Here is an 11,835-nt window from a genome sequence, read left to right as displayed (position 1 = left end):
ATCGCCCATTGTTGAATAATGTTCAATTTTAAACGAATAAAGCCATTAATATTAAATTTTGATAGCTATCATCCAATTTTACACCCTTTGCTTTTCTACCCTCTTCAAAGAAGCCTAGATTCTTATATAACTGGATTGCACCTAGATTATCTTCCATTACCTCAAGACAAACTTTTTCAATCTTACTGTTATTTTTAGCCCAATTGATTAACGTTTCTAGAAGAGCTCTTCCAATACCATAATTTCGATATTCAGGTAGTATGGTCATCGCGAAAGCCCCTTGATGACTAATTTTTTCTTTGTTTCCGTTCTTAAAATCTATTGCACCGACTAACTTACCATCAACTTCAGCAATAAACTGTACATAATTTGGATTTTCATGATAAGCTTTTAACGTTTTTTGAATAGCATCGATACGCACCTTTTTTACATCCTCAACCGTACTTAGCGTGTATGGAGCGTTTATTAAAGCTTTTGAAGCAGAATCTAGTATTCTTTCTGCATCCTGTTCTTTAGCTTCTCTAATTATTACTGTTTTTCCATCCTTAGATTTATAAGTAAAAACATTAGTTGATAAGATACTACACACACCCTTTCGGAATATAATTAATTAAAATTTTTAACTGTTTCGCGATTCTTAAGTAAGAAAAAGTCGTATCACCTTTTTCTGCATTCGCTCTGCTTCAACTTAATAACGATTATTTCAAATGTTTCTAATTTTTACAATAATTTATTCCGTTATATAACCCGATTTTTGAATAACATGACTGGCGTTTTTTAAACAAATTCATTATCTCTGTACAAGATGAATTAACGACTTGAGCTGTTGTATAAATAATATACAATGACCTTTTCTAATTCCTTAGTTTGTCCTTTTTCCCGTATACGAACGGCATCTACTGGAATTTGTGTATGTTTTAACCAATCTAGAATAAGGTGTAGTTGTACTTGTATTTGACCAATGTGTAGCTTCTTTATGTTCTTATTCTGAATTCTATTAATTAATTGCAGCATATAGGGAAGTTTTTCTATACATTCGCTTAAATCTCCGCAATAACCTGAAGGGAATTCATTTGTACCAAATTCTAAAGTATTGATGTAATTAGAAACTAGGTATATCATGGCTTTTTGTTCGGTATAACCACCTAATTCAATCGCTTTTCGAAGGGATTTTTCTAAATCGTCTTCTTTATTGCTAGAGTCCATATAAATTCCTATCCATCTAAAAGGTCTTGAATCAATCGGATTGTTTTCTGTCCATCTATATAGAATATCAATTAGAAAACTATTTAGTGAGAAAGTTAAGACCTCATCTTTTTCGTTTAATGCATCTAAAATAGTAAACAGCGAAATGGCAAACTCTTCTTGATCTTTTGATTCCCATTTCTTTGCATTTGAAATAAATGTCTCTAAATGTTTATAAGCTAATTTTCGAAGTCCCGCTTCGCGATGCTGACAGTAACAAATAAAATCATGCCAATGTTCATTTGTATTCATATTTATAATAATGGTTTGTAATGCAGTGTGAGGTTTATGTATTATAAGTCCCCCAATCTATTAAGAACGTGTTGAAAATTTAGTGTTATTATATCATTACATAAATTAAAAAGGGAGAGTTACTATGATTACAAAAGTAATTACGAAAAGTAATTGGGAAATCGCAAAAATAATTGGAGAAATTAATGAAGATTCACTTATAGAAGAGGGATTTATTCATTGTTCATTAGTAGATCAAGCTTTAAAAGTTGCAGAAAAATATTTCAAGCATGAAGAAGATGTTTTATTACTTACAATTGATCCAGCCCTATTAAAAGCAGAAGTAAAATATGAACTTGCTTCTAACGGTCAAGAATATCCGCATGTTTACGGAGTAATTAATGTTGAGGCGATTGTAGAGGTTGTTCCATTGCATAAAGAAAACGGAGAGTTTATCCCGCATTAACAGACAGCTCGATTGGTGAGGGCTGATAATCAGTGGGGAATGAACCAAACCCCCACTGATTAAAAAAGATAAGTATGTTATATATGTTAGTGAGAAAAGCGCAAATCATATAGTTAGTGTGTTTTATTATCCGTTTTTTGGTAAAAAATATTGTTTTTATCACACTAATACTGTACGATACATAGTATAAAACATATACTGTATGACATATAGTAATGGGAAAGAGGTGAGTGAATGGATGCTTTATTAAATTCGTTAATTACTGAACTAAGAAGAGGAACATTAACATTAGCGGTTTTAAGCCAGTTAAGAACACCGCAGTATGGGTATTCACTTGTCCAATTATTGGAGAAATCAGGGATCACAATCGATCAAAGTACTTTATATCCACTACTTCGCCGATTAGAAAAGCAAGAGCTAGTGACGAGTAGTTGGGATAAAACGGAGAGTAGACCGCGTAAGTATTACGTTTTAAGTGAATACGGATTAGAGATATTTTTGCAGTTAAAAAAGGAATGGATAAAGGATTCGAAGGAACTTTATAACTTATTAAAGGAGGACAAGAATGAATTTAATTGATATTTATGTCGAGGAAGTAGCGAAGAGATTACCTGAAAAAAATCGTGAAGATATTATTCTTGAACTACGGTCAACAATCGAGGATATGTTACCGGATGATTATAATGAAGATGATGAAAAAAGAGTTCTTGAAAAATTGGGAAGTCCAGTTGCATTAGCTAATGGGTACTTGGATAGACCAATGCATTTAATTGGACCACGTTATTTTGATGTATATATGACATTATTAAAAATGATCTTACCAATCGCAGTTGTAATTGCGCTTATTTCAATGGTTGCAGAAAATTTTATTAGTTATAGTGGTGATCAGGCTGTATTAAATGTTATTTTAAAATTGATAGGTGAAGGCATTGGAAGAACGTTTGAAGTAGGTTTCCAAGTATTTTTCTGGCTGACAGTTGTGTTTGCTGTTATAGAAAGAACGGATAAAGAAAAGGACCCACAACCATTAACAACAAGTTTAAAAAAATGGACGCCGGATGATTTGAAAAATATTGCGTATATCCCGAAGAAAAAGGCGATCTCAAAGTTTGAAGTGTTTGGAGGTCTAATGTGGACGGCAATATGGGCTACACTTTACTTCTATGCGAATCATCTCGTTGGCGTATACAATGGTACGGAAAATGGACTGAAGTTTGTCTCGCCAACTTTTAATCAAGATGTTTTACTGCAGTACTGGCCAATTGTTGTAATTATGATCGTTTTTGAAATAGGTATATCCCTTTATAAATTAGTGCAAGGAAAATGGACGCAAAGATTGGCGATTGGAAATGCTATTCTTCAAGTAGCTGGGACGATAGTATTCATTGTAATTGTAGTAAATCCACATTTATTTAACACAGGATTTATTACGTATTTGGCAAATGCATTTACTATTTCCACAGAGGAGTTTAAAACGTGGCTCATTGGGGGAGGAATTTTCTTCTATACGTTATCTGCTGCAATAAATATATTTGATGGTTTCCGAAAAGCTAGTATTCGTACGTAGATAAAAATCGGAAATTTCGGTAAAATAAAACTATTAAAAAGATAGTGAAATAAGATGAACATGATGAAAGGAAGAAAACAATGATAAGGGAAGCAACGAAAAGAGATTTAGCATACATTTTAGATATTTATAACGATGCGATACTTTATACAACAGCTGTATATGCGTATAAACCTGTAACCCTTGAAAATAGAATAGATTGGTATGAACAAAAAAAGGCCGAAGGGTATCCAATTTTCATATACGAATTAGATAATAAAGTAGTAGGATTTGCGACATTCGGCCCATTTAGAGCGTGGCCTGCTTATAAATATTCAGTTGAACATTCTGTGTATGTAGATAAGACATATAGAAAAAATGGCATTGGGTCTTTATTCATGAAAGAATTAATTAAAATTGCGAAGGAACGAGAGTATATGACCTTAATTGCTGGAATTGATGCAGAGAATGAGAAAAGTATTGCCTTGCATCAAAACTATGGATTTGTTCATGCAGGGACAATAAAAAAAGCTGGTTATAAGTTTAATAAATGGCTAGATTTAGCTTTTTATCAGCTGGAGCTTAACGGTCCTGAAAATCTTATAGAAGAATAAATATTTTTCGGTAGCAAGAAAAAATTCATGCTACCTTTTTCTTATTTTAATAGCTGATGAAAAGGTTTTTTATATTCAATATTGAATTATTAGAAGTTAATATAACGATATGAAAAGAGGGATGGAAATGGAAACTGTCATAAATAAAATAAAAGAGGTACAATCTAATTATGTGGGAATGGAAATTTATTCTACAAAAAACAATCGTATAGTTGCTTCATATAATAGTGAATTAAATATTCCGTTAGCATCAGCAGCAAAATTAGTTATTGGATTTGTAGTAGCACAAATGGTGAAGGAAAATAAACATAATTGGAATGATATACTTCATCACATTAAATTTAATCCGCATGAAGATAGTACGCAGTTATATCCGCATTTACAAGGAAGAACTTCTTTAACACTTAGTCAAGCGGTCGAGGTAATGATAGCTTGTCATGATAGCTACGTTGCACAGTCAGTTGTAATGCACTGTGGTGGATGGGATGCTGTGAAAATGTATGTACAAACGTACTTTTCAAAAATTCATATACAAGAGAATGCTAGAGATGAGAAAAATATTGGAGACTTAAATGAAGTTCTTGCCCTTTTGATACAAACCTTTCAAGGTTATAAATCAGAACCAGAATTATGGGAGCCAATTATTAGTGGCATGGTAAGACAACAAGGAGAGTATGAAGAAATCCCATATTATCATTTAGCTCATATGACAGGTGGATTGCTCACAGCTACAATAAATATTGGTATAATAGGAATGTTTAACGAATTTCCGCTTCTTTATGTGATTGGGGGAAAAGATTTACCGAATCGACGTGAAAATAAAGAGGTAGATGAAGCTTTTGCAGTAGTTTTAAAGTACATATACAAAGAATATAGTGAAAACATGCTAGGAGTGAGCGGTTGAAAAGAAACTTAAAGACTTCAACAATCATTATTTTAATTTTAACGATTATTGCTCTTGAAGTTGGAATCGCACTATATAATCACAATTTGTCATTAGATACAATTTACTTTGCAGCAATCCTTATTTGTATTGTATTGCTTTTTGGTACACGTGTTTCTGAAGAGAAAGAAAGTAAATCGAAACGAGGGCGAAGAAAAACAGCTCTTATATTTTGGCCATCTATTTTATTGTCTATCACTTGTTTCGCAGTTATAAGTTACATAAGGATAGGCTATGTCTCTGTACCAGGGATAATTGGCTTTTCATGCTTTGTTACATATGGTGGATTCGTATGTATTAGTATTTTAAAGAGAAAAAATAAAATGTAGCTTACTGAGCTGAAAGGAAGCAATATATATGAAACATATAAAGAACGGTACACGCACTGAAGGAGAATATATTAAAAATAAAGTTATTCAATATAATATGTCCATCTTAACAGATGAGGCAAGACAGACGATGGAAGAAGTAAGCCTCGTAGTAAAAAATGAAGAAGGAAAAATTTTTGGTGGCGTAACAGGTACGATGTATTTTTATCACCTTCATATCGACTTTTTATGGGTTGATGAATCAGTTCGTCATGACGGTTATGGTAGCCAACTTTTACATGAAATTGAAGGTATTGCGAAGGAAAAAGGGTGTAGATTAATATTGCTAGATTCATTTAGTTTCCAAGCACCAGAATTTTATAAAAAGCACGGTTACAGGGAGTATGGTGTCGTTGAAGATCACCCGAAAGGTCATAGTCAGCACTTTTTTGAAAAGAGATTATAAAGTGAAACTTTAATCAGTGGGGGTTTTACGGGTAGCCGGATCCCACCAAACTTCTTTGCTTTTGCTGAATTTTGAGGTGGGGTCTTACTGCACGGCAAATAGCGGGATAATAATATTATGTATACTGGTTGATGGGAGAAAGCATATGTACACGTATAAATTGCAACAAGAACAACCAGTCTGTGCAGAAAAAATAAAAAACTTTATGATTCTGTCGGTTGGTGGCCAGAAAGAAAAGAAGTCGATATTGAAATAATGTTAAAGAATAGTATAGCAATTGGAGTATGGGAAGAAAATGAATTAATTGGATTTGCTAGAGTCGTTTCTGATGGTGTTTTTCGAGCATACATTGAAGATGTTGTCATACATGAGAGTGTAAGAAATAAAGGTATTGGAGAGAAGATGCTTACAATATTACTTCGAGAAATATCTCATATTGATATTGTTAGTCTATTTTGCGGAGAGAAGCTAATAAAGTTTTATGGTGAGCAACAATTTCAAGCAACGAAGCAAATTGTGATGCATCGTAATCAAACAGGGAAAGAATAAGAGGTGCCAATTAAAATGAATGCAACAAGAGCGTACTGTTTATCGAAAAGAAAAGCGACAGAAGATTCTCCAGATGGTTGGAGTGCAACATGTATGAGGCTTAATAATAAAATATTTGCGATAGTAAATCATGAAGAAGGTGAAAAAGCTGCGATTACATTGAAGTGTGATCCAGAAGTCGCATTAAGAATAAGAGAAGATTATCCAGAAACAATTATTCCAGGGTATCATATGAATAAAAAACATTGGAATACCGTTTATATTCGTAAGGGTATAGAACAGGAGCAAATAAATAAAATGATTGATTGGTCGTATGATTTAGTACTACAATCATTTTCAAAGAAAAAGCAGCAGGAGTTAATGAATTAATATGTATTAGGAGTGTGTGTAATGAAAGATTCGATTAAAGATACGTATGATAAATTAGCGAGTACATATAAAGAAAATCTAGATTTCGCAAATCCATATAACAGTTATTATGAAAGACCGGCGATGATGGAGCTTATTCCAAAGGAACTAGAAGGAAAAAAGATACTAGATGCTGGATGTGCAGCTGGATGGTATACTTCTCAATTCATAGGAAGAAGAGCAAATGTTACAGCAATTGATATAAGTCCTGAAATGGTAAAAGCAGCAAAAGAAAATATAGGAGAAGAAGCAACGTTCCTTTGTCATGATCTGCAAGAAACATTGCCATTTGAAGATAGTACGTATGATGTGATTGTAAGTTCGTTAACTCTTCATTACTTAGAAAATTGGAATCAAGTATTTCAAGAATTTCGTCGTGTACTGAAGCCAGGTGGAGAACTTATTTATTCTATTCATCATCCTTTTATGGATTTCACAAAGTTTCCATGTGAAAATTATTTTGAAAAACAGTTATTAATAGATACTTGGGTTAAACCGAATATTACTATTGAAGTCAAGTTTTTCAGAAGGTCACTACAAGACATAATAAATGAAACTACAAATTATTTTGTATTAGAAGAGATAGTGGAACCGAAGGCAGTTGAAAAGATGAAAGAAGTAGACGAAAAATCATATTATTATCTAAATATGAATCCACATTTTCTTATCATAAAAGCAACTAATAAATAGCTAGTAAAATAACTTTATTTTACTAGCTATTTACAGTTATACATTATATATTAGGAGACTTTAAAATGAATACGAAACGAAATAGAGTATTATATGCACTATTTACTATAGTTGTTATTATTTTAGGTCTTAGCTCAAGGAAGTTTTCTTTTGCACTACCACATCTATTAAATGATTACTTAGGCGATGCTTTATGGGCATTAATGATTTTCACTGGCTTTGGATTTTTGTTTCTTAAAACAGAGACGAAGAAGTTGTCTTTTATTAGTTTAATGTTTTGCTACGGGATTGAAGTGAGCCAATTGTATCATGCTGAATGGATAGATAGCATGCGTGCAACGACTTTGGGTGGACTCGTGTTGGGATACGGTTTTTTTTGGAGTGATTTAGTGGCTTATACAATTGGTGTTGGAGTGGGAATACTGTGTGAGGTTATTTTTCGGAAGAAATAAGAATTGTAAAAGGAGTATTTGTAAATGGAACAAGCACTGGAAATTGCAAAGTTTTGGTTTCAAAATGAACATGTCACAGCTACTGTAATGCAACCAAAAGTAGCGAAGGTTATATGCAAGAATAAAGAGTATATTTTAAAGAGAACGGGATCGATAGACCAACTTCTAGTTGAATTCGATGTTTTGGATCAACTGTATGAAAAGGGAATTAAAGTACAGAGAGTAGTAAAGACAGAAAATGATGAACAATATGTATTATATAAAGAAAAATATTATTGCTTATATGAGTATGTTGCCGGAAGTGTTTTAGAAATAAAAGATACGGATAAGCTGGAAAGGCTAGCAAGTACAATTGGAGAAGAAATAGCTAATCTGCACAAAGCATTACATTCGGTGAATAGTGATCATGAGTTAATAAAAAGAAATTTATATAAGACGGTATTTGAATGGGCTATACCAATTTTAGAAAAGAATGAGTATGTTCATCGAGAGGTAATTCAAAAGATGGAGCGAATGCACACAGATTTCAAGGAAACGGTCCATCCATTACCGAGACAAATTATTCATCGTGATATGCATCTATCAAATGTAATCTTTAAAGATGATAAACTGGAAGGGTTTATAGATTTCGATATTTTAGAAAATAATGTAAAAATATTTGATATATGTTATTGCTGTACAAGTGTATTAAGCGAGCTATTTAGTGATGAAAGATTAAGAGGAAAATGGTTACATATCGTTAGCAAAGTCTTTGAAGGTTATTATAAACAAAATGATTTAACGAAAGAAGAACTAAAAGCTATTTGGTATGTTATGCTTTCAATTCAAATTATCTTTATTGCTTATTTTGTCCAGTTACCAGATTTATTAAAGTTAAATGAAGAAATGTTCTTCTGGATTTTTGCTAATAAGGAAGATATTGAAGAAGTTATAGAAGGTATCGTAAAGGTATGAAAAAAATAATATTAATTGGTTCTGGTGGTTCAGGAAAATCTACACTAGCAAGACAGTTAGGAAATAAATTAAATATTAAGGTGCATCATCTTGATGTATTATTTTGGAAACCGAATTGGGAAGGTGTTCCGAGAGAAGAACAAATAACAGTTCAAAATAACTTAATTAAAGATGAGAAGTGGATTATTTATGGGAATTATGGCGGGACGATGGGTATCAGACTGAATGCAGCTGATACAATTATTTTCCTTGATATTCATAGAACAATTTGTATTTATCGTGCTTTTAAAAGAATTGTAAAATACCGAAATAAAACAAGACCAGATATGGGCGCGGGATGTGAAGAAAGATTTGATTTGCAATTTTTTAAATGGATATGGGAATATCCTAATGCTAAACGACCTACAATTTTAAAAGAGTTAGAGCAATTGCCCGAAGAGAAAAAGGTTATTGTTTTAAAATCTCCAAATGAGGTTCGGAAATTTTTAGAGCACATATAATAATAGAATGTAACACAAAAATTCTTTGTGGATCTTACCGATTAGTTTAATAAAACTAATCGTTTTTTATTATGAAAAATTTAACGCTTTTTGAAAATTGTATTTTGTAATGAGTATATGACTATAAGTTCATATAAAATGAACGTTTGGAGGAATAGAAAATGACTAACGATTTAATTCAACTAATCGATTCATTAATGGTCAATATTCCAGCTGGAGAGGTAGTATTAAGAAATGATCGAATAAAAAAAGAATGGCTAGTACAAATTCAACCATTTCTTCTTGCAAAGTATGCTGTAACAATGGAACTATATGATGCTATTACAAATAGTACATTAAATAATTTTGAAAAAAATCATAAACCAGTTGTAAATATTTCATGGAACGATGCCATTGCGTTTTGTAATGTACTTTCAAAAATAGCGGGATTAAAAGAATATTATTCTATTAGTGATGTTGGTCAAATTGTGAAATGTAATTTAGATTCGAATGGCTACCGATTACCATCTGAGGCAGAGTGGCAATATGCATGTAAAGCAAGTACAACCGGATATACATACGGGAAACTTCTTGATATAGCGTGGTATAATGAAAATTCAAATGGACAAATTCATGACGTTGGCCAAAAGGAACCGAATGCATGGGGACTTTATGATATGCTAGGGAACGTTTGGGAATGGTGCTATGATTTGTATGATGAAAAAGTATACGGATCATACCGCATTTTTCGTGGAGGTAGTTGGGCGGAGGCAGCGAGAGGTTGCGGCGCTACTTGTCGTCGCCGAAGCCATCCCACATTTCATATAGAAGATCTCGGTTTTAGACTTGCTAGGTCAATTTAGCAGGAATATGATACGAACAACAAAGAAAAGAGTATGGAGAGAATCCATACTCTTGCTAACATAGAAATGATTTAACGTAAGGAGTGTTTATAATGGCGCGTGTTTTATGTATTAACGCTGGATCAGAAGGACATATAAATCCAACTTTACCGGTTGTAGAAGAATTGATTTCTCGCGGTGAAGAGGTCGTTTATTTCTCAATAGAAGCTTTCAGGGAGCGGATTGAAAAGACAGGTGCTACTGTACGAACGATTGATGATCAAAAATTTATAAAAGCGTTTCTATCTGGAGGCAGAAATTATTTACAGGAAAGAATAAACGGTCTTCTACATACAGCGGATATTGTTATACCTAGTGTTCTAGAACAAATTGAAGGTGAACATTTTGATTACATAATTCATGATTCTATGTTTGGCTGTGGGCACTTAATTGCTCAAATTCTTAAACTGCCATCCATAAATTCATGTACATCTTTTGCGCAGGATGAAAAATCTTTTGAACAAATGTTAGGTCATCTGTCAAAAAATATTCCAGTAGAAATTCATGATAAAATACAGAATGATTTTCAAAACTTAACGAAGGGAATTGCTGAAAAATATGGTGTTGAAATAAAATCACAGTATGAAGTTTTCTGTAATCCTGCACCCCTTACTATTGTGTATACAATTAAGGAGTTCCAGCCTTTTGGTGATACGTTTGATGAAACATATAAATTTGTAGGACCATCTATCTCTGCACACGTGAAAAACAGAGACGTTGATTTTACTTCAATTGAAGAAAAAAGTCCGATTTATATTTCATTAGGTACTGTTTTTAATGAAGCGATTGACTTTTATAAACTGTGTATGAAGGCCTTTGAGAATAGTGAGCATACAATTGTTATGTCTATTGGTAATAAAACGAAAATAAGTAATCTAGGCGAAATTCCTAAAAACTTCATTGTGAAACACTATGTGCCTCAAACCGAACTGCTTACTTATACGAAACTATTTATTACACACGGCGGGATGAACAGTACGCATGAAGGACTATATAACGGGGTTCTGCTCGTTGTAATACCGCAAAGTGCAGATCAGCCAGCAATCGCAAAGCAAGTGGAGAGTCTTGGAGCAGGAGTTCAATTACATATGAATGAATTAACCGTGGAGAAATTGCGTGAAAGTGTGGAGTTAATTTTAAATAACCCTTCATATAAAGAGGCTGCTTTGAATTTGAAGGAATCATTCCGAACATCGGGTGGATATAAGGAAGCTGTTGATGAAATTTTTACATTTGTAGGTCAGTAATAAATATAAAGTTATACATGAAAAAAGTGTCTATATTAAATGATATAGACACTTTTCTGTTGTAAGAAGAGAAGAATTGTTTAAATGGAAAAAATGAAAATACTAAATGTGAATTTTGAGAACTAAGTCTACAATTTCTGCTGCACACTTTTATTTTATCCCGTATTAACCGACCGTAAAACCCCAACTAATTAAAGTTTTACTTTATGATTTCAGGATGTGGTTTTATATGTTAGTAATAATTTCACTGTTTCTGCACAACTTCTGCACATGCTTAGGCGAGTTCTATGTCATGATATATTCATAAAGTGAAATATTTCACAAGGAAAAAATAT

General features: G+C 32.7%; 16 protein-coding genes and 1 pseudogene. 15 read left to right on the top strand and 2 right to left on the bottom strand.

Translation table 11 applies throughout. From position 1 onward, the window contains the following. Window positions 1-28 precede the first annotated feature (28 nt). Both CN409_RS08155 and CN409_RS08150 read right to left on the bottom strand, forming a co-directional pair. Entirely contained in the window at window positions 29-589 is a 561-nt protein-coding gene (locus CN409_RS08155) for a GNAT family N-acetyltransferase (protein ID WP_000337120.1), read from the bottom strand. A gap of 221 nt (window positions 590-810) precedes the next feature. Then, window positions 811-1,497 carry a hypothetical protein gene (locus CN409_RS08150; RefSeq protein WP_001095278.1) on the bottom strand — a complete coding sequence of 229 codons (687 nt, stop codon included), beginning with the start codon at window positions 1,495-1,497 and terminating at the stop codon, window positions 811-813. A 124-nt stretch (window positions 1,498-1,621) separates the two neighbouring features. Here CN409_RS08150 and CN409_RS08145 point away from each other — a divergent pair, with 124 nt between their 5' ends. The 15 genes and pseudogenes from CN409_RS08145 (at window position 1,622) to CN409_RS08075 (ending at window position 11,500) form a co-directional block, all read left to right on the top strand. Beyond that, window positions 1,622-1,942: a DUF952 domain-containing protein gene (locus CN409_RS08145; RefSeq protein WP_000629079.1), complete on the top strand. Its 321-nt coding sequence runs from the start codon at window positions 1,622-1,624 to the stop codon at window positions 1,940-1,942. Between the two features lie 234 nt (window positions 1,943-2,176). Continuing rightward, window positions 2,177-2,521, top strand: a complete 345-nt coding sequence (locus CN409_RS08140; protein ID WP_000339346.1) for a PadR family transcriptional regulator — start codon at window positions 2,177-2,179, stop codon at window positions 2,519-2,521. Continuing rightward, on the top strand, window positions 2,508-3,509 hold the full coding sequence (locus tag CN409_RS08135; RefSeq protein WP_001048843.1) for an HAAS signaling domain-containing protein: 1,002 nt from the start codon (window positions 2,508-2,510) through the stop codon (window positions 3,507-3,509). Before CN409_RS08140 ends, CN409_RS08135 begins: the two co-directional genes overlap by 14 nt. Before the next feature lie 80 nt (window positions 3,510-3,589). After that, window positions 3,590-4,102: a GNAT family N-acetyltransferase gene (locus tag CN409_RS08130; RefSeq protein ID WP_097981616.1), complete on the top strand. Its 513-nt coding sequence runs from the start codon at window positions 3,590-3,592 to the stop codon at window positions 4,100-4,102. Between the two features lie 127 nt (window positions 4,103-4,229). Continuing rightward, a complete protein-coding gene (locus CN409_RS08125) occupies window positions 4,230-5,006 on the top strand; it encodes a serine hydrolase (protein ID WP_000450757.1) in 777 nt (258 codons plus the stop codon). After that, window positions 5,003-5,374, top strand: a complete 372-nt coding sequence (locus tag CN409_RS08120; RefSeq protein WP_000828002.1) for a hypothetical protein — start codon at window positions 5,003-5,005, stop codon at window positions 5,372-5,374. Before CN409_RS08125 ends, CN409_RS08120 begins: the two co-directional genes overlap by 4 nt. 28 nt (window positions 5,375-5,402) lie before the next feature. Then, window positions 5,403-5,819, top strand: coding sequence for a GNAT family N-acetyltransferase (locus CN409_RS08115; protein WP_000680538.1), 417 nt, complete (start codon window positions 5,403-5,405; stop codon window positions 5,817-5,819). 145 nt (window positions 5,820-5,964) lie between these two features. Next, window positions 5,965-6,368, top strand: a pseudogene (locus CN409_RS08110) (GNAT family N-acetyltransferase). 15 nt (window positions 6,369-6,383) lie between these two features. Then, window positions 6,384-6,737, top strand: coding sequence for an MmcQ/YjbR family DNA-binding protein (locus CN409_RS08105; RefSeq protein ID WP_000994625.1), 354 nt, complete (start codon window positions 6,384-6,386; stop codon window positions 6,735-6,737). A gap of 21 nt (window positions 6,738-6,758) precedes the next feature. Beyond that, on the top strand, window positions 6,759-7,466 hold the full coding sequence (locus CN409_RS08100) for a class I SAM-dependent methyltransferase (RefSeq protein WP_000655260.1): 708 nt from the start codon (window positions 6,759-6,761) through the stop codon (window positions 7,464-7,466). Window positions 7,467-7,531: 65 nt separating this feature from the next. Further along, window positions 7,532-7,918, top strand: a complete 387-nt coding sequence (locus tag CN409_RS08095) for a ribosomal maturation YjgA family protein (protein ID WP_001093451.1) — start codon at window positions 7,532-7,534, stop codon at window positions 7,916-7,918. Between the two features lie 24 nt (window positions 7,919-7,942). Beyond that, window positions 7,943-8,872, top strand: a complete 930-nt coding sequence (locus CN409_RS08090) for a phosphotransferase enzyme family protein (protein ID WP_000434083.1) — start codon at window positions 7,943-7,945, stop codon at window positions 8,870-8,872. After that, complete coding sequence (locus CN409_RS08085; protein ID WP_000720572.1) at window positions 8,869-9,372, top strand: DNA topology modulation protein; 504 nt, start codon at window positions 8,869-8,871, stop codon at window positions 9,370-9,372. Before CN409_RS08090 ends, CN409_RS08085 begins: the two co-directional genes overlap by 4 nt. Before the next feature lie 161 nt (window positions 9,373-9,533). Continuing rightward, window positions 9,534-10,214 (top strand): formylglycine-generating enzyme family protein, encoded by a 681-nt coding sequence (locus tag CN409_RS08080; protein WP_097981614.1) that lies wholly within the window; start codon window positions 9,534-9,536, stop codon window positions 10,212-10,214. Between the two features lie 92 nt (window positions 10,215-10,306). Further along, complete coding sequence (locus CN409_RS08075) at window positions 10,307-11,500, top strand: macrolide family glycosyltransferase (RefSeq protein WP_000124873.1); 1,194 nt, start codon at window positions 10,307-10,309, stop codon at window positions 11,498-11,500. The last annotated feature ends 335 nt before the right edge of the window (window positions 11,501-11,835 follow it).

The organism is Bacillus sp. AFS012607 (genome assembly GCF_002558005.1).
Taxonomy (GTDB): Bacteria; Bacillota; Bacilli; order Bacillales; family Bacillaceae_G; genus Bacillus_A; species Bacillus_A thuringiensis_S.
The sequence above is the reverse complement of the archived record's forward strand: the minus strand, read 5'-3'. Positions and strand labels throughout refer to the sequence as shown.